Source organism: Deltaproteobacteria bacterium HGW-Deltaproteobacteria-18 (genome assembly GCA_002841885.1).
In the GTDB taxonomy this organism is placed as follows: Bacteria; Desulfobacterota; Desulfovibrionia; order Desulfovibrionales; family Desulfomicrobiaceae; genus Desulfomicrobium.
In genome coordinates this window covers 225,492-243,978 of the sequence record PHBE01000001.1, presented here as the reverse complement: position 1 = coordinate 243,978, position 18,487 = coordinate 225,492, and the positions used below count along the sequence as shown (strand labels likewise).

The 18,487-nt window shown below is 62.2% G+C and carries 16 protein-coding genes; 11 read left to right on the top strand and 5 right to left on the bottom strand.

Translation table 11 applies throughout. The features are described 5' to 3' along the window. The first annotated feature begins 20 nt into the window (after positions 1-20). From hpt to CVU60_01125, 3 genes are read left to right on the top strand one after another with little or no spacing between them, the layout of a single operon-like run. On the top strand, positions 21-545 hold the full coding sequence (gene hpt, locus CVU60_01135; GenBank protein ID PKN43650.1) for a hypoxanthine phosphoribosyltransferase: 525 nt from the start codon (positions 21-23) through the stop codon (positions 543-545). A gap of 38 nt (positions 546-583) precedes the next feature. Further along, positions 584-1,708, top strand: coding sequence for a hypothetical protein (locus CVU60_01130; GenBank protein ID PKN43649.1), 1,125 nt, complete (start codon positions 584-586; stop codon positions 1,706-1,708). 53 nt (positions 1,709-1,761) lie between these two features. Further along, on the top strand, positions 1,762-3,093 hold the full coding sequence (locus CVU60_01125; GenBank protein PKN43648.1) for a DNA repair protein RadA: 1,332 nt from the start codon (positions 1,762-1,764) through the stop codon (positions 3,091-3,093). Between the two features lie 310 nt (positions 3,094-3,403). On the opposite strand, the gene CVU60_01120 is transcribed toward CVU60_01125, so the two are convergent. The 3 genes from CVU60_01120 to cooS form a co-directional block, all read right to left on the bottom strand. After that, positions 3,404-4,081, bottom strand: a complete 678-nt coding sequence (locus CVU60_01120) for a Crp/Fnr family transcriptional regulator (protein ID PKN43647.1) — start codon at positions 4,079-4,081, stop codon at positions 3,404-3,406. A gap of 139 nt (positions 4,082-4,220) precedes the next feature. Further along, the gene (locus CVU60_01115) at positions 4,221-4,997 is read right to left on the bottom strand and encodes a carbon monoxide dehydrogenase (GenBank protein PKN43646.1); all 777 of its coding nucleotides are present in this window, start codon (positions 4,995-4,997) and stop codon (positions 4,221-4,223) included. Between the two features lie 124 nt (positions 4,998-5,121). After that, positions 5,122-7,005: a carbon-monoxide dehydrogenase catalytic subunit gene (gene cooS / locus CVU60_01110; GenBank protein ID PKN43645.1), complete on the bottom strand. Its 1,884-nt coding sequence runs from the start codon at positions 7,003-7,005 to the stop codon at positions 5,122-5,124. Between the two features lie 197 nt (positions 7,006-7,202). On the opposite strand from cooS, the gene CVU60_01105 reads away from it, so the two are divergent. From CVU60_01105 to dxs, 8 genes are all read left to right on the top strand, one after another. Further along, positions 7,203-8,342, top strand: coding sequence for a 4-hydroxy-3-methylbut-2-en-1-yl diphosphate synthase (locus tag CVU60_01105; protein ID PKN43644.1), 1,140 nt, complete (start codon positions 7,203-7,205; stop codon positions 8,340-8,342). A gap of 54 nt (positions 8,343-8,396) precedes the next feature. Continuing rightward, positions 8,397-9,488, top strand: coding sequence for an ADP-ribosylglycohydrolase (locus CVU60_01100; protein ID PKN43643.1), 1,092 nt, complete (start codon positions 8,397-8,399; stop codon positions 9,486-9,488). 187 nt (positions 9,489-9,675) lie between these two features. Next, on the top strand, positions 9,676-11,418 hold the full coding sequence (locus CVU60_01095; GenBank protein ID PKN43642.1) for a proline--tRNA ligase: 1,743 nt from the start codon (positions 9,676-9,678) through the stop codon (positions 11,416-11,418). A gap of 71 nt (positions 11,419-11,489) precedes the next feature. Then, positions 11,490-12,860: an exodeoxyribonuclease VII large subunit gene (gene xseA, locus CVU60_01090; GenBank protein PKN43641.1), complete on the top strand. Its 1,371-nt coding sequence runs from the start codon at positions 11,490-11,492 to the stop codon at positions 12,858-12,860. After that, positions 12,857-13,732 carry a M23 family peptidase gene (locus CVU60_01085; protein ID PKN43640.1) on the top strand — a complete coding sequence of 292 codons (876 nt, stop codon included), beginning with the start codon at positions 12,857-12,859 and terminating at the stop codon, positions 13,730-13,732. Before xseA ends, CVU60_01085 begins: the two co-directional genes overlap by 4 nt. Before the next feature lie 12 nt (positions 13,733-13,744). Beyond that, positions 13,745-13,972 carry an exodeoxyribonuclease VII small subunit gene (gene xseB / locus CVU60_01080; GenBank protein PKN43639.1) on the top strand — a complete coding sequence of 76 codons (228 nt, stop codon included), beginning with the start codon at positions 13,745-13,747 and terminating at the stop codon, positions 13,970-13,972. Further along, positions 13,969-14,856, top strand: a complete 888-nt coding sequence (locus CVU60_01075; protein PKN43638.1) for a polyprenyl synthetase — start codon at positions 13,969-13,971, stop codon at positions 14,854-14,856. The genes xseB and CVU60_01075 overlap by 4 nt, the downstream gene beginning before the upstream one ends. An 8-nt stretch (positions 14,857-14,864) precedes the next feature. Further along, positions 14,865-16,772, top strand: a complete 1,908-nt coding sequence (dxs, locus tag CVU60_01070) for a 1-deoxy-D-xylulose-5-phosphate synthase (GenBank protein PKN43637.1) — start codon at positions 14,865-14,867, stop codon at positions 16,770-16,772. Positions 16,773-16,876: 104 nt separating this feature from the next. On the opposite strand, the gene CVU60_01065 is transcribed toward dxs, so the two are convergent. Both CVU60_01065 and CVU60_01060 read right to left on the bottom strand, forming a co-directional pair. Then, positions 16,877-17,314 (bottom strand): universal stress protein, encoded by a 438-nt coding sequence (locus CVU60_01065; GenBank protein PKN43636.1) that lies wholly within the window; start codon positions 17,312-17,314, stop codon positions 16,877-16,879. A gap of 262 nt (positions 17,315-17,576) precedes the next feature. After that, positions 17,577-18,434 (bottom strand): hypothetical protein, encoded by an 858-nt coding sequence (locus CVU60_01060; GenBank protein ID PKN43635.1) that lies wholly within the window; start codon positions 18,432-18,434, stop codon positions 17,577-17,579. Positions 18,435-18,487 lie beyond the last annotated feature (53 nt).

The window sequence follows — 18,487 nt, the reverse complement described above, 5'->3', positions numbered from 1 at the left end:
TCGGTTCTCAGGGAGAGTTCATGAAATTTGTACAGCTTTTTGACCGTTCGCAAATCGAAGCAAGAGCCCAGGAACTGGGGCGTGAAATATCCAGCCATTACGGTAATGAACCGTTGGTCTGCGTATGCGTGCTCAAGGGCGCCTACGCATTTTTTACTGATCTGATGCGTAATTTGACCATCCATCCCACCATGGATTTTGTTCGTCTTTCCAGTTATGCGGATCAGACTTCCCGCAAATCGAAGATGGTTTTCTCCAAGGACATGGAGATCGATATCAGGGACAAGCATGTGCTTGTCGTTGAGGATATCGTCGATACGGGCCATTCAATGGGTTTCTTGATCAAGGTTCTCGAAGCGCGTAGTCCCAAATCCATCAAGATCGCGGCCATGATCGACAAGACAGAGCGCCGCGAGGTAGATGTGAATGTGGATTTTGTGGGTTTCCCACTGGATAAAGGCTACATCGTCGGCTATGGGCTTGACTACGCCGAGCAATACAGAGAACTTGACGGAATATACGACCTCAAATTCTCGGAAGCATAGACCCCTGCCTCCAGACTGAACTTTTTCAAGGAAAGGCCATGCTCGTTCAATGCCCTGAGTGCACCACCAAGTACAATCTGGATGAAAGCAAGATCGGACACGACGGCAGCAAGGTCCGTTGTACGCGTTGCAAGAACGTGTTCACCGTGTTCCGCCCCATCTCCGAAGATGTCGCGACGCCGGAGATCCCAGAACCTTCTCCGGCGGACGGTGCTTTCGATAATGATTTTTTTGATGACGATCCGGCGTCGGCTTTCGAGAATAAGAAGAGTGCCCCAGCAGCTGCGAACGAATCCTTCGAGGATGAGCTGGCAGCCATGTTCGAGGATGTAAAGGCTGCGCCGGCATCCAAGAAGTCTGCCGATGCCGATGCTTTTGAAGATGATTTGGCGGCCATGCTGGATGGACAGAAATCCCAGCGCATGCCGAAATCTCCCGCGGACGAATCCTTTGAAGACGATCTGACGGCCATGCTGGACGAGAAAAGAACCAAGGCCGAATCGAAGTCCGCGGTGGACAAGGAAATGATTGCCGATCTTCAGGGCGCCTTTCAACAGCCTTTGAGCGATCAGCTGGACCAGGATTTGCGATCCGCCGACAGCTCTGCCGGCAAGTCTCGAAAATCCGGGAGCACAGGCCTCATCATTGGTCTTGTGGTTCTGCTTCTGGCCTGCGGCTTGGGCGCAGTTTATTTCTTCCAGCCGGGCCTGCTCGGACTTGCGCCTTCGGTGCCCGATGCCCCCGCGACCCAGGAAACTGTCGCACGGGAAGGCGCGGCCCAGATCGCCCTTGAAAACGTGCGCCAGTACTTTGTCCCCAACGAAAAGGAAGGCCAGCTCTTCATTATTGAAGGCAAGGCTGTGAACCGTTTCCCCGAGGCGCGCGAACTGATCCGCATCAAGGCCGCCCTCTTTGACCGGCAGGGAACCGAAGTCGCTACGCAGGAATTCATGTGCGGCAATGTTGTCTCCCTCTATCAGCTTCAGGTTTCGACCAGGGCGGACATCGAGAATGCCCTCACCGCCAAGGTCGGCATACTGACCAACAATACCAACATTCAGCCCGGGGCGTCCGTGCCGTTCATGGCCGTGTTCTTCCAGACCCCGGACTCTGTCGAGGAATTCGGGCTGGAAGTGATCCAGTCCAGCGTCCCGCAACAATAGCACAACTTCTGACCCACGAAAGGCAGGCGCAAGTCTGCCTTTTTTATTCCCTCATGAAAACAAAGAGCGCTTACGTGTGTACGGCCTGCAAGGCTGTCAGCCCCCGCTGGCAGGGGCAGTGTCCCAAATGCCTGGCCTGGAACACCCTTGAGCCGGCACTGCAACATTCCGGCCCGTCCAGGGACATGCCGCTGAACCGTCCCGTCGACCTGCGCGAGCTGCCGACGCTTCTTGAAGACCGGATCAGCTCTCAGCTGTCCGGGCTTGACGGAATACTCGGCAGCGGGTTCGTGCCCGGAGGCGTCATCCTGCTCGGCGGGGAGCCGGGCATCGGCAAATCCACGTTGCTCCTGCAGGTGGGAGCATCCATCGAGCGTTCCGGCAAGGGCGTCATCTATGTTTCCGGTGAAGAATCCCTGTCCCAGATCCGTAGTCGGGCCGAGCGCCTGGGCATGCTGGGGGACCGGCTGACCGCGCTTGCGACCAATCAGGTGGACGATATCCTGGCCTGCATGGAGGACAGCCCTGCGCTCATTGTCGTGGATTCGGTGCAGACCATGATTTCATCCAGGGTCGAGGGTCTGCCCGGTTCCGTCAGCCAGGTCCGGGCCGTGGCCACGGCCCTGACCGAGCGGGCCAAGCAGACCGGAGTCACGGTCATCCTGGTCGGGCACGTGACCAAGGACGGGCAGATCGCAGGCCCCAAGCTGCTGGAGCACATGGTCGACACGGTCCTGTACCTTGAAGGGGACAAGGAACACCTTTTCCGCATCCTGCGCGTGGTCAAGAACCGCTTCGGTCCATCCAACGAGATCCTGCTTTTCGAGATGCGGGAAAAGGGCATGAGCGTCATCGAGGACCCCTCGACCTTCTTTCTGCAGGCCCGCGACACCGCGCTCTCGGGCACGGCCCTGGTCATGTCCATGGAGTCCCAGCGGCCCTTTGTGGTCGAGGTCCAGGCGCTGGTCACGCGCACCTTTCTGGCCTTTCCCCGGCGTACGGCCCTGGGCTTTGACGCCAACCGCCTGCACCTTCTGATCGCGGTCATGGAGAAACGGCTGCAGATCAGCCTGGGGCAGGTCGATGTTTACGCCAAGGTCGGCGGCGGCTTGCGCATGAAGGATCCCGGGCTTGATCTGGGCATTGTCGCGGCCATATTGTCATCCTTTTACGACCGCTCCCTGCCCGAGGGCGCCGTGTTCTGGGGTGAGGTGGACCTGAACGGGCAGATCAGGCCGGTTACGGGGCATGAAGTGAGGCTGCGCCAGGCGGCGAACCTCGGTTACGCGCCCATGGTCCACCCCAAGACCGGAGCCGGTGGCAAGGGATGGTCGAGGATTGGGGATGTGCAGAAGATGCTGTTCGGGCAGCCGGGGAAGGAATGATGGGTTGAGGTGGGGCGGTCGCGTTCCGGTTTGAGCCGGGCGAGGGCCGCCGAAACTCCTTCGCGGGCCTCGTAATGCCCAGTCGTTGCGTGCCGACCCGAAAAGCCGGCGCAAGACGAACGGCAACGATTGGACAAACGATGCCTGACTCAGTCAAACAGTCGGCGCCCCTCGCCCGGCTCAAACCGGAACGCTCGAATCGCCTCATTGCGAGTGCAGCCGAGCAATCCGTGCATTTCATGCAGTTTAGTCCTGCAATCCACGTTCACTTTCCCATCCCACTGCATTGCAACTTAAATGTGCTGTTGAATCAGTTTTCCTGCGCCGCGCAGCCTTCGAGCGCCGCGATATCGGGAATGCAGATGACGCCGCGGCCTTTGAGCTGGATGACGCCTTCCTTGGCCAGGGCGTTGAGCAGGGATGAGACTGTCTGGCGGGATGAGCCGATGATGGTCGCCATCTGCTCCGTATTGAGGCCCAGGGAGACCATGCCGCCGTCTTCGCACTGGCCGCAGTGGCGGCATTCCCGGCAGCGGGGCAGGCGTCTGGCCTCGTAGACCAGAAATTCGATGAGCCGGTTGCGCACGTCCTTGAAGGCAAGGGTATCGATGACCGAGATGGCGTGGGACAGAAGGTCGCCCAGCACGTGGATCATGGCGGAGTTGAAGCTGGGCATGGAGCCAAGATAGCGGCGGACTTCGGAAACGCTGGCGATGAGGATTTCAAGGTCGTCCAGAGCCTGGACGTAGGCTCTGGTGTGGGTCGCGTAAACATCGCCGGCATCGAGCATGGCCATGGTGAATTCCTTGTCGCGGTAGGCAAGGTACACGCGGGCCCGCCCGGAGGTCACGATGAAGATCTGGTCCCCGGCCTTGGGCTCGAAGACCAAGGCTCCCCGGACAAACTTCCGGGAGCTGAAGAGCTTGCGGACGGGAGCCATCTCCGGGCGATGGAGGTCTTGCAGCAGCGTGATTTCGGTCAGGCGCATGGGCAGCTCCGGCTTGTGATCCGTGGAAGAAAGGGACTCCGGGCGAAGGAATCGGCCTGGATGCCCCCCCGCTTTTGCGGATTCATGCTGGTTTGCGGGCCATGTGTCCAGCGTCTCGGCGTGAGGCCGCAGGCAACTTTCAGGAATTTCGAGTCATTGCTGCGAGCAACCGGGCGCATACGGCATCGACCACAGGGCCGTCGGCCAGATTCAGGACGCTGGCCTGGATCAGTTGCCGGTCGACCAGGCTCGGCAGGATCGGCAGATGCACCACGTTTTCGGGCAGTCCCGCCATTGCGGGCAGTTCGGGTTCGCCGACGCCCCGATTGATTGCCAGCACCTGTCGCGAAAGTCCCAGTTCTTCGGCCAGTGCGCCTACCCTGGCCGCCGTTTCCAGCGACCGGCGGCTTGGTTCGCTGACCACCACCAGGGCATCGACCCCGGCCACTGTGCCCCGTCCCAGATGTTCCACCCCGGCTTCCAGATCAACCAGTACGTAGTTTTCTTCCCGCAGTACCAGATGGGCCAGCACGGACTTGAGCAGGGCGTTGGCCGCGCAGGCGCAACCGTCCCCGGCCCCGGTGATGGAGCCCATGGTCAGCAGCCGCTTGCGACCCGGGCGCGGGCCTCCGTCGTTCTGCACCGGCAGCTCGACGCTGAGTTCTTCGGGCAGGTCGGACACGTCTGGATTGAGGCTCAGGTAGCCGCTGCCGATGCGTTCGCGGACCAGATCCTCGCGCGCATAGAGGGGCACGGGCAGCTCTGCGGCCTCAAGTCCGCTGGCCTGGCCCAGACTGAGCGCCGTGTCCGCGTCCACCAGCAGCACGTCGTGCCCCTGCCGTGCCAGATAATCCCCCAGCCAGGCGCACAGTGTGGTCTTGCCCACGCCGCCCTTGCCCGCGAATGCGATCTTCATGCGATGCTCCTTCAGCAGGCCGCTCAAAAACGGCCTGCGAATTTTGAATTCTTTAGGCAGCCAGTTTGGATGGGGGAGCGCAGGCTCCCCTGTTTTTACCCGCTTGAGAGTGGGCGGTACCGGGCTAGGCGGGCCAGCCCAGGGCCAGACGTTTGGCCTTGATGCGTTCATCGATCAGTTCCGCGGCCTGCAAGGGGCCGGGTTCAACGGCAAAGCATGCCCCGAAGACGTCATCCAGGCCTTTTAGCGCCAGGGTCGTGATCATGGAGCTGCCCAGGATGTGCGGCGGCAGGCCGAGGTGGGTGTAGATTCCGCTGGCCACGGCGTAAAGGCCGATGGCTGCCGCCTTTTCAGAGTACCATTCGGGCGCGCTGGCCGCCACTGGCAGATCGCTGATGTCCAGGCCCGCATGGTTGGCCAGCACGGCGCAGATGTGCAGGATGCGCGAGTTGTCCACGCAGCTGCCCACATGCAGCACCGGCGGGATGCCCAGCGCCTGGCAGATTTCCTTAAGGCCTGCCCCGGCCCGCGAGGCCGCTTCCGGCTCCAGAAGTCCGGCCTTGCCCATGGCTACGGTAGCACAGCCAGTGGCTAACACCAGGATGTTGCGTTTGATCAGCTCCTGGGCCAGGTTCACGTGCACATGGTCGTGCTTGAGCTTGGGGTTGTTGCAGCCAACGATGCCGACCACGCCGCGCACCTTTCCGGCCGCCAGGGCTTGAACGAGCGGTTCGGGGGTTCCGCCCAGGGCGCCCAGGATGGCTTCGTTGGAGAAGCCGGAGGTGATGGACATGGGCTTCGACGGAATCTCGACCTTGTCGGGATCGCGGCGCGAGTAGGCTTCAACAGCCATGAGCACTGCTTCGCGGGCTTTCTCGCGGGCGTTTTTGAAGTTGAATTCCATGTGGATGCCGCCGGGGAACTTGGCCTTGTCCGAAGTTGAGACGAATTTGGTATGATAGCAGTTTGCCACGTTCACGAGGCTCGGCATGATGCACTGGTAGTCCACGATGACCATCTCCACCGCGCCGGTCACGATGGCGAGCTCGGTCATGAGATGGTTGCCGGCCATGGGCACGCCCTGGCGCATGAGCAGCTCGTTGCCCGTACAGCACAGTCCCGCGATGTTGATGCCCTGGGCTCCGACCTCTTTGGCTTTGGCCAGGATTTCGGGCTCGCGGGCCGCTGCCAGGATCATCTCGGACACGATGGGGCTGTGGCCGTGGACCAGGATGTTGACCTGGTCCTCCTTGAGGACACCCAGGTTGACCAGGGATTTGACGGGTTTGGGCGTGCCGAAGATGATGTCCGAGATTTCGGTGGCGATCATGGATCCGCCCCAGCCGTCGGCTAGCGCCACGCGGCTGGCGTGCAGGCAGATGGAGACCGGGTCGCAATCCACTCCCATGTGCGTGCGGTGGAGCATCTCCACGCAGTCGCGGTCGATGCCGCGCGGGGTGCAACCGAAACGTTTCCAGACGTCTTTGCGTTTCTGGGGTGCGCGGCTGCTGAAGGCCACGTTGTGGGAGCGGCAGCCGTAATCCTCGAAGAACAGATTCGCCAGAGCCTTGGCCTGTTCGCGCACCGTCAGCCCCTGGGTCTCAATGCCCAGTTCCTTGCAGATGCGTTCAAGCTTGGCCTCGTCGCGGATGCCGTAGTCGGTGGTCTGCCCCTCGCCGATGGCCGCCAGCGTCTCCAGCAGATCGCGGCCATGGTCCGAGTGCGCTGCGGCCCCGGCGGCCACGAAGCGCCCGAAGTTGCGGGCCACGGTCAGGTCGCCGTCGGCGCCGCACACGCCGAGCATTTTCTTCGGCCCCTTGGGATTGATGCGGCAGGGGCCCATGACGCATTTGCTGCAGGTCAGGCCCTGTTCGCAGAAGGTGCAGTGGGGGGTCTGGTCTTTGAGCCGGTCCCAGACGAGATTCACTCCCTCGCGTCCAGCCTTGGCGATCATTTTCTGGGCGTCTTCCCAGGGGCTCAAATCCTGGATTTCTCTTTCCTTGGCCATGCACGTCCTCCTTTTGGTTTCGCGGCCTATCGCCGGACTTTGGGATGATGAATACGTCACGCCGCCCATTGGCGGTCCATTTGGACTGTTCTAGACCATTGCACGTTTTTCTGTCTGTCGCCTAGCTGACAGAGGGGGGATATTTTCGGATTTCCCGTCCTTGGCTTTGACGGTCAAATTCATTACGCTCCCCCGCCATGACAACCCCAGCTGCCTCCTCGCATCCTTGTCCGGATCTTTGTGCGGATTCTCCCATTTTGGCCCCGCGCGTCAGGACCCGCTCCCTCTTCGTGGGCGGCGTGGGTATCGGCGGTGGCAATCCCGTGCGCGTGCAGTCCATGACCAATACGGACACCCGCGACGTGGACGCGACCCTGGCCCAGATTGCGGCCCTGGCCTCCGCCGGCTGCGAGATCGTGCGCCTGGCCGTGCTGGACCTTGAAGCATCCCTGGCCCTCAAAAGCATCTGCGCCGCAACGCCCGTTCCGCTCATCGCCGACATTCACTTCGATTCCCGCCTGGCCGTGCAGGCCGTGGAAGCGGGCGTGAAGGGCCTGCGCATCAATCCCGGCAACATCGGCGGGCCGGACAAGGTCGACCGCGTGGTGCATGCGGCCCGGGCGGCCGGAGTGCCCATCCGCATCGGCGTGAACAGCGGTTCCGTGGACAAGGGCCTGCTGCAAAAATACGGCGGTCCTACTCCGGCGGCCATGGTCGAGAGCGCGCTTGAGCATGTGCGTCTGCTTGAAGAGAGAGGATTCGACGCTATCAAGATTTCGCTCAAATCATCAAGTGTGCTCGGCACGGTCGCCGCCTATCGTCTCATGGCGAAAACCGTGGACTATCCGCTGCACATCGGCGTGACCGAGGCCGGGACGGCCATGCGCGGGGCGGTCAAGTCCTCGGTGGGTCTCGGCATCCTGCTGGCCGAGGGCATCGGCGACACGCTCAGGGTTTCGCTGACCGCTGATCCTGTCGAGGAAATGCTCGTGGCCTGGGAGATCCTGCGCGCCCTCGGGCTTCGGTCCAGAGGTCCGGAGATCGTGTCCTGCCCGACCTGCGGTCGAACCGAGATCGGTCTCATCGAGCTGGCCAACGCCGTGGAAGACAGGCTGCGCGGAGTGGAAGAGGTTTTTACCGTGGCGGTCATGGGCTGCGTGGTCAACGGCCCCGGCGAAGCGCGGGAAGCGGACATCGGCGTGGCCGGCGGACGGGACTCGGGGCTCATCTTCCGCAAGGGCGAGGTCGTGCGCAAGGTGAAGGGCCGCGCGGAGCTGCTGCCTGCCTTCATGGAGGAGCTGGAGAAATTTCTGGAAGAGCGGCGGGGCATTGCATGAAAGCGTGCCTGCCGATGCCCGCTTATGAAAATGCCTGCCGAACGGAGGAGAGACATGCCTGGTAAGGATTTTCAGGACCGCGCCGCGGGGGCAATCATGGGGGCCTTCATCGGGGACGCCCTGGCCCTTGGACCCCATTGGTACTACGATCTGGATGACCTGCGTCGCGATTACGGCGACTGGATCACCGGCTACACAGATCCGAAACCCGGCCGCTATCATGACGGCTTGCGGGCCGGGCAGCAGTCCCAGGCGGGGTTCATCCTCGAACTGACCCTGGCCTCATTGGTGGAGCGCGGCGGCCATGACGTCGAGGATTTTTGCCAGCGCATGGACCATGAGCTGTTTCCCCTGCTCGACGGGACGCCCGTGAGCGGACCTGGGAGCTACACCAGTCAGTCCATCCGCGAAGCCTGGAGGCGGCGCGTAAAGCAAAAACTGCCATGGGGGCAGACCGCAGGACAGGCCGACACCACCGAGGCCATCGAGCGCACCCTGGCCATTGCGGTGCGCTACGCAAAGGATCCTGCGCAGCTTGCCACGGCCGTGGCCGACAACGCTGCCCTGACTCAGGACGACGACCTCGTTCTGTCCCTGACCGTGGCCTACTGCGCCGTGCTCGGGCAACTGGTGCAGGGGCATCCGCTGGACGCGCTAATTTCGGACCGGCTCATGAAGCTGGTCAAGACCGGGGACCTGCCGTTTCACGCCGTGACCCGCGAGAACCTTCAGCCGCCAAGGCCGGGGGATCCCGATCCGCCGCGCGCCGGTCGTTTCGCGTCTCCGGATGCGCTCTTGTCCCCAGCTTACATGGCCGCTGCGGCTGCGGACCCTGACGTGCGCATCGAACCGGCCTGGAAGGTCTCCCTGGTCTATGGCATGCCCTGCGCCATCTACCATCAACTGCCCGCGGCGTACTATCTGGCGGCACGTTTTCGTGACGATTTTGAATCCGCTGTGCTCCACGCGGTGAACGGCGGCGGACAGAATCAGGCCAGGGCCATCCTGACCGGAGCCCTGGTCGGGGCCCAGACGGGACTTTCCGGCATTCCCTGGCGCTTCACGGACGGCCTTGCGCGAGGCACCGATCTGCTGGAACTGGCGGAGAGGCTTGCGGAGCAGGCGGAAGGGGAGTTGAAGGCGTGACTTTCGCCGACTATGATGCTGCGCTTTGAGGCACTGTGGTCTGTTTTATTTGAGGGTACTGCGTTTCAACTTGTGCAGCAGCCCGCTGCACGTTCCGTCGGGCAGAATCGGGCCTGCAGTACTCCGGCAAATCTAAATTTAATTTAACTAATTTATTTACTTAGATATATTATCGAGGAGACATTTCATGCTGTTCAGCAAATTCTACGTGCCCACCCTGAAGGAAACCCCGGCCGAGGCCGAGGTCATAAGCCACAAGCTTCTGCTGCGCGCGGGCATGATCCGCAAGCTGACCAGCGGCATCTACACCTACATGCCGCTGGGCCTTCGCGCCATCAACAAGGTCGCAAGCATCGTGCGCGAGGAGATGAACCGGGCCGGGGCCCAGGAGATCTCCATGCCCATGGTCCAGCCTGCCGACCTGTGGCAGGAGAGCGGGCGCTGGGATTTCTACGGCAAGGAGCTCCTGCGCCTCAAAGACCGTAACGGCCGCGACTATTGTCTCGGACCCACCCACGAGGAGGTCATCACCGATCTTGTTCGCGGCGAGGTCCGGTCCTATCGCCAGCTGCCCATCAATCTGTACCAGATCCAGACCAAGTTCCGCGACGAAATCCGGCCCCGCTTCGGACTCATGCGCGGCCGCGAATTTATCATGAAGGACGCCTACTCCTTCGACAAGGACGACGAGGGCGTGAACGCAAGCTACCAGGCCATGTACGACGCCTACGAGCGCGTCTTCACCCGCCTGGGCCTTGAATTTCGCGCCGTAAGCGCCGACTCGGGCGCCATCGGCGGCAGTTTTTCCCATGAGTTCATGGTCCTGGCCGACACGGGCGAGGACACCCTGGCCGTTTGCACGTCCTGTTCCTACGCGGCCAACCTGGAGAAGGCGGAGACGAAACCTCTGCCCATGTGCACGCAGACCTGCGCCGCGCATGAGCAGGTGGCCACTCCGGGCAAGCACACGGTGGAAGACGTGGCCGGGTTCCTGGCCGTGGGCACGACCCAGGTCATGAAGACCCTGCTTTTTGATGTGGACGGCAAATCCGTGGCCGTGCTCCTGAGAGGCGACCGCGAAGTCAACGACGTGAAACTCAAGAACCTGCTCGGCGCGACCAACGTCGAACTGGCCACCCCGGAGCAGGTTGTGGCCTGGACCGGCGCGCCCGTGGGTTTCGCCGGACCGGTGGGCCTGAAGGTCGACGCCATCTACGCGGACCATGAAATCGCGGCGGGCACGGATTTTGTCTGCGGCGCCAACGCCGCCGACGCGCACCTCGTTCACGTCGACCCGCGCCGCGACATCACCCTGTCCACCGACGCCGCGCCCACGGGCTACGCGGACCTGCGCTCCATCACCCTGGACGATCCCTGTCCGGCCTGCGGCGGCCCCATAATCATGCCCAAGGGCATCGAGGTCGGCCATGTCTTCAAGCTCGGCACCAAGTATTCCAAGGCCATGAACGCGACCTTTCTGGACGAGAACGGCAAGGAACAGGTACTCATCATGGGCTGCTACGGCATCGGCGTGAGCCGCGTGGTGGCTGCATGCATCGAGCAGAACAACGACGCCCACGGCATGATCTTTCCGCCGTCCATCGCCCCCTTCGAGGTCACCCTCCTTGCCATGTCCACCAAGGACGAAAAGGTCATGACCCAGTGCCGCGAAATCCATGACTGGCTTGAGGGCCAGGGCATCGACACCCTGTTCGACGACCGCGACGAACGACCCGGCGTCAAGTTCAACGAAGCGGACCTGCTCGGTTCCCCCATGCAGATCGTCATCGGCGGCAAGGGCCTGGAAAAGGGCGTGCTCGAGGCCAAGAACCGCAAGACGGGCGAAAAGCGTGAACTGCCCGTGGCCGACTGGCAGAATGCGGTTCTGGAATGGCGCAAGGAAGTGATGAAGGAATGGGGTTTGGCATAACCTGCCGCCGGAACGTGCCGGACTGATGCGACGATGTCGCGACATTCCGGCCCAACCGATATCATCGCAACATGCACATATTCTCCGTCCGAACCCTGACCCAAGCCATCAAGGATGTCCTCGAAGGCGAATTCCCGTTCGTCTGGGTGCGGGGGCAGGTTTCGAACCTTTCCCGGCCGCCGTCCGGGCATGTGTATTTTTCCTTGAAGGACGATGACGCAACCTTGAGCGTGGTCTGGTTCAAGGGGGCGCAGCCCAAGGGGGCCGCCGGTGGTGGCGAGCGGGTCAATCCCGTCACTGGCGAGGTTGAGAGCGGGGAGCCTTTTCAGCTTTGCGATGGGCAGGAAGTGCTCGTGGCCGGGCGCATGAATGTGTATCCGCCGCGCGGGGCCTATCAGCTGGTGGCGGAGCTTGTGCAGGGCCAGGGGCTGGGCGAGCTGGCCGTGGCCTTTGAGGCCATGAAGGCCAAGCTCTCCGCCAAGGGGTATTTCGATCCGGACCGCAAGATGACGCCGCCGCGCAATCCCCGCCGGGTCGCCGTGGTCACCGCGCCCCAGGGCGCGGCCCTGCAGGATTTTTTGCGCATTGCAGGTGACCGGGGCTATGGCGCCACCATCCGGGTGTACCCGAGCCTGGTGCAGGGCGACAGCGCTTCGGCCCAGATTTCCGCCGCCCTGGACCGCGCCGACCGCGACGGCTGGGCCGATGTCATCGTGCTCATTCGCGGCGGCGGGTCCCTTGAAGATCTGTGGGCCTTCAACACCGAGCCCGTGGCCGAGGCCATCTTCCGCTCCCGCCTGCCCGTGGTCTGCGGGGTCGGGCACGAGGTGGACACGACCATCGCGGACCTGGTGGCGGACCAGCGCGCGGCCACGCCTTCCCACGCGGCGCAGCTTTTGTGGACCGAGCGCGGGGTGCTGCGTCAGCAGGCCGACGAGATTTTCCTGGCCCTGGCCCGCGGCATGGAGCGTTTGCTGGAAGCGCGGGAGCGGAGCCTGCAACAGCAGGTGCAAGGACTGAACTGGCATTCTCCGGCTCGTCGCATCGAGCGCTGGGGCTTTGAGCTGGAGCGGCTTGGGGACCGTCTGCGCCAGGCCGCAAGGACGCAGCTCGACAGCCGCGCCACGGCCCTGGCGCGTCTGGAGGATCGCATGCACCGCTCCCTGGGCCCGGCCGCGATGCTGTCCCTGCGTTCCGACCTGGATCGGACCGAATCAGCCTTGGAGCAGGCCGGAGCCCGCTTTGTGCGCGTCCGTCTGGAGGCCCTGCGTGGGCTCGAAGGCCGTCTCGCCGCCCTGGACCCTGCGGCTCCGCTGGCGCGAGGCTACGCTTTGGTCCGGGGCTCAGCCGGTTTCGTGCGTTCGCGGGAGGATGTGCGGGCGGGGGATGAAATCCGTGTACAGGTCGCGGACGGAGAATTTTCAGCGGAGGTGCTGCCATGATGTTGCGACGTTTCCTTTTTTTCATACTGTTGGCCACGGCCCTTCTCGCCACGCCCGGCAGCGGTCTTTTCGCCGCGCAATTGCGCCTGGAATGCCCAGAGGTTGTCGGCATCGGCCTGCCCTTCGTGGTCAGGGTCGAATCCGACGAGCCTCTGGACAGGCTTCGCGTGGAGTGGGCCGGGAAGAAGCTTGATGTGCCCGGGGCCGGAAAAACGGCTGTCGAATTTCTGCTCGGCACGGACGTGCTCAAATCCAGGCCCGGCACAGAGACCCTGCGCATCCTCAAGCTGGGCCTTAGCCCCCTGGCCGTGCAGACCTCGATTCTGGTCGAGAATCGTGAATTTCCCGAACAGCGCCTGACGGTACCGACGGAAATGGCCAGTCCGCCGGCGGCGGTGCAGGAGCGCATCGCGCGGGAAAATGCCGAGGTGCGTGCTGTGCTCGACACGGTAACGCCCGACAACCATCTGGTCCTCCCGCTCATGCGCCCCGTTCCGGGCGAGGCCAGCAGCGCTTATGGCCTGAAGCGTTTCTTCAACGATCTGGAGCGCAATCCCCACCGCGGGCTCGACCTGCGGGCTGCGCTTAAAGATCCGGTCAGGGCCGCTGCTCCCGGGCGGATCGTGCTCGTTGCCGATCACTATTATGGTGGGCGTTCGGTTTTTCTTGATCACGGCCTGGGCGTTTTCACCGTCTACATGCATCTGGACGAATTCAAGGTCAGGCAGGGGGACATGGTCGAGGCCGGGGAGATCCTCGGACTTGCGGGCCAGACCGGCCGGGTCACTGGCCCGCATCTGCACCTTGGCCTTTATGTGCTCGATCTGGCGATGGACCCGGCGGCTCTCTTTTTCGCAAATTCTGTCCAATAAAAAAGGCGCGACATGGCAAAGACACAGCAAACTTTCGAAAAGCGGCTTGAGCGGGTCAAGGAGATCACGGCGCTGCTTGAAGGAGGCGACCTGCCTCTGGAGCAGGGCGTGAAACTCTTTCAGGAGGGCGTGCGGCTCTCCAGGGAATGCGGCGCGGAACTCGAGCAGGCCCGCGTCATTGTGGAGAGCGCCGGCCAGGAATCCTCGGCGCAATCCGATGCTTCGGGAGATGACGCATGAACCCGCAGGAAATGAAGGCCGAACTCGGGGCTCTTGGCGCGTTGGTGGAAGCCCGGCTGGCCACGATTTTCGGTGACGGCCTAACTCCCGGGTTGCTGGCCGCCTCCATGGACTATTCGCTCATGGCCGGGGGTAAAAGGCTGCGTCCGGTGCTCTGCCTGGCCTGGGCGGAACTGGTCGGAGGCCGTGCGGACCAGGTGCTTGATTTCGCCTGCGCCATCGAGTGCATCCACACCTACTCCCTTATTCACGACGATCTGCCGGCCATGGATGACGACGACCTGCGCCGGGGCAAGCCCTCCAACCACAAAAAATTCGACGAAGCCACGGCCATTTTGGCCGGGGATGGCCTGTTGACCGAGGCCTTCACCCTGGCCTCGTCTGTTGCACTGCAACCGGACCGGATTCTGAAGGCCATTTTTCACCTCTCGACTGCTGCCGGTCCACGTGGCATGGTCGGCGGCCAGGTTTTGGACATGGGCCTGACCGGCAAGTCCGCAAGCCTTTCGCAACTGCGCGAGATGCATGCCAAAAAGACCGGAGCGCTGATCGAGTCTTCCTGTGTCACGGGCTGCATTCTCGGAGGCGGCGGCGACCCCGAGCAGGCCCTTGCCTCGGAATACGGCCGGGCCATCGGGCTGGCCTTTCAGGTCACGGACGACATTCTGGACGTGGTCGGGGACGAAGCTGCCCTCGGCAAGCCCGTGGGTAGCGACGAAGCCCAGGGCAAATCGACCTATCCGGCCCTGCTCGGCATAGACCAGAGCCGGGTTCTGGCCAGGCAGAGCGTGGATCAGGCCTTGGCGGCGCTGTCGGAATTTTCGCACCCGCGCGCGGATTTTCTGCGGGCCGTGGCCCTCTATATTCTGGATCGAACGCATTAGGAGCATCAATGACTGAGCAGACCCTGCAGGAACTTTTTCCCACTCTGGCCGCCATAAAGAGTCCCGGCGATGTGCAGACCCTGGATGAAAAGGAACTGACCAGGCTTGGCGAAGAGATTCGCCGCATGATCATTCAGACCGTGTCCGCCACGGGCGGGCATCTTGCCCCATCCCTTGGCGTGGTTGAACTGACCATGGCGCTCCTGCGCGTCTTCAACCCCGCCCGCGACCGCATAATCTGGGACGTGGGCCACCAGGCCTATGCCTACAAGCTTCTGACCGGCCGCCTGCAACGCTTCCACACCCTGCGCCAGCTGGACGGCATCAGCGGTTTTCCCCGCACCTGCGAGAGCCCCTACGACCACTTCGGCGTGGGCCATTCCTCGACCTCCATCTCCGCCGCCTTGGGCATGGCCGCAGCTCGCGACCTGGCCCATCAGGACCACAAGGTCGTGGCCGTCATCGGCGACGGCTCCATGACCGCCGGGCTCGCTTACGAGGGCCTCAACCAGGCCGGTGGGCTGGGCAAGAACATGGTCGTGGTTTTGAACGACAACGAGATGTCCATATCGCGCAACGTCGGGGCGCTGTCGTCATTCCTCAGCCGTAAGCTGTCCAAACGCTGGGTGCAGCGCTTCAAGAAGGAAGCGGAAAACATCATGCGCCAGATTCCCAGGATCGGTGACGATCTGGCCGAATACGCCCGGCGCAGCGAAGATTCCCTGAAGAGCTTCTTCACTCCCGGCATGCTGTTCGAGGCCTTCCGCTTCACCTACATCGGCCCCCTGCAGGGCCACGACATGCGCATGCTGACCAACGTGTTTCAGCAGACCAGGGAACTTGAAGGGCCGATTCTGGTGCATGTCCTGACCAAGAAGGGCAAGGGCTACGAGCCGGCCGAAACCAATCCGACCTTTTACCACGGGGTGGGCTGTTTCGAGCCCGAGACCGGCGCGGCCCGAAAGTTTGGCGCCTGCTCGATGCCCAGCTACACTGAAGTTTTCGGCTCCACGCTCTGCAAACTGGCCGAGAAGGACGAACGCATCGTGGCCATCACCGCCGCCATGCCCGAAGGCACCGGCGTGAGCTGCTTTGCGGATACGTATCCGGAACGTTTTTTCGACGTCGGCATCTGCGAGCAGCATGCCGTGACCTTTGCCGCCGGGCTTGCCTCGCAGGGCATGAAACCCGTGGTCGCCATCTATTCGACCTTCATGCAGCGCTCCTATGATCAGATCGTGCACGACGTCTGCCTGCAGAACCTGAACGTGACCCTCTGTCTTGATCGGGGTGGTCTGGTGGGGGAAGACGGGGCCACGCATCACGGCGTTTTCGACCTGTCCTTTCTGCGCCACATTCCAAATCTGGTGCTCATGGCCCCGTGCAACGAACCCGAACTGCAGAACATGCTGGCCACGGCCCTGGCTTTTGATGGGCCCGTGGCGCTGAGATATCCGCGCGGAGTGGGCGAGGGCGCGCCATTGACGGACACGCCCCGAATCCTGCCTATCGGCCAGGGGGAGCTGCTGCGCGAGGGTACGGATGGAGTCATCGTGGCGCTCGGCAGCCGGGTGAGTCCTGCGCTGGAAGCGGCGCGGATGCTGAGCGAGGAGACAGGCAAGGAAGTGGCCGTGTTCAACGCTCGCTTCGTCAAGCCGTTGCCCGAAGCTCAACTGCTGGCCTTGGCCAGGTCGCAACCCTTCATGCTCCTGGTCGAGGAGAACGCCTTGCCCGGTGGTTTCGGTTCCGCCGTGCTGGAACTGCTCGCCGATCACGACGCACTTTCGAGCTTGCGCGTGATGCGTCTGGGCGTCCCCGACCGTTTTGTCGAACACGGCAGCCAGAAGGAACTGCGGGCCAGGCTCGGCATCAACCGGGACGGTATGCTGAGCGCGTTGCGGGCGCTGGTGCGCTGATTTTCAGTATCTTTTACCGTCCGCCAAGACGTCAAAAAGCCCGATACGACCGGGCTTTTTGACGTCTTGGCGGACGGTTTTTTTTCGGGAGCGCGCCTGTTTGGCTATTTCTTGATCACCATGACCGAACATGGCGCATGCGAAACAACCTTGCTCGAGACGCTGCCGATGAGGAACCGCTCGACCGCTCCTGCGCCTTTGTTGCCGATGACGATGAGGTCGATTCCGTTCTTTTCGGCATATTCGACGATGGCGTCCGCCGGAGACGGGCTCTCCTGCACAACGACGTTCACCTTGGCGTCGGCGGCCTTGGCTTGGTCCTTGATGCGCTGCACGGTTTCCTGGACGCCTTGGCGAATCCTTTCCTGAAACTCGCCTGAAATTTCTCCGAGATACAGGTTGTTGAAGGGCGCAGTGGAAATGGTCAGGGTCGTGAGTTCCGCATTTTCCTTGGCCGCAGTTTCCATTGCCTTCTTGAGCACCAGAGACGCGTAGGTCGATTGATCGAGAGCCGCCAGAATTTTCATTCTTTCATCCTCCATTAAAACGGGTTTCTTTTGTCCTCCATGCAAGGCTAAATCACATCGTCTGTGTCAAACGGGGTAATGTGGGATTGTCGCAGATTGAGCTGTCGAGAACTGAGCAGTCGATGTTTGGTTAAAACATAACTCTCCCGGCGTTCTTTGGCAACGTTTGGCCGAAAATGAACCACTTCGGACCGATTGTTCAGGAAATCAGCAGGCTGGGATGCATCAAGGCAGGGGTAGAGTCGAGCAGGCCCGGTTTTGCCGGGCCTGCTCGTTTTCAGATGGGGTGGTTGACGGGATGCTTGATGAAGGTCCCTTCGTGGTATTCCTTGAAGGCCTGATCGAGTTCGGCCTTGGTATTCATGACGATGGGTCCGCGCCAGGCGATGGGTTCATCCAGAGGGCGCCCGCTGATCAGCAGGAAGCGGATGCCTTCAGGACCGGCCTCGACGGCCAGCGAGTCTCCGGACCCGAAGAGGATCAGGTCGCGGTTGGCCACCGCCTGGCCCTCCACTACGCCCGCACCCTCGATGACGTAGATAAAGGCGGTGTGGTCATCGGGCAGGGCGTGCGTGAAACCGATCCCGGAAGGGACGAAGCAGTCCAGATACTGCGGCTGGATCACAATGTCGTCCATGGGGCCATGCACGCCCTCGACATGTCCGGCGATGACCTTGATCAGCGTGCCGTCGGCCAGGGGCATCTGGGGTATCTGTGCGGCGGTCAGCCCACGGTAGCGCGGAGCCATCATTTTCTCGGCAGCGGGCAGATTGGCCCAGAGCTGAAAACCATGCATGGAGCCGTCCGAGTCCCCTTTAGGCATCTCCTGATGGACAATGCCGGAGCCCGCGGTCATCCATTGCACGTCGCCGCTGGAGATGACGCCCGTGTTGCCCATGCTGTCGCCGTGCTCGACATCTCCCTTGATGACATAGGTGATGGTCTCAATGCCCCGGTGCGGATGCCAGGGGAAACCGCGTTTGAAATCCTCCGGCCTGTCGGACCTGAAGTCGTCGAACATGAGGAAGGGGTCGAAATCGGGGGCTTCGTTATAGCCGAAAATCCGTCGCAGTTTCACACCCGCCCCTTCGGTTACGGGTTCGCCCTTGTAAATGGCCTTGATCGCTCGTCGCATGATCGCTCCTGGTTATGGCGCGTCCGCTTGCGGCGCCGGTTCGCGAAATGAGC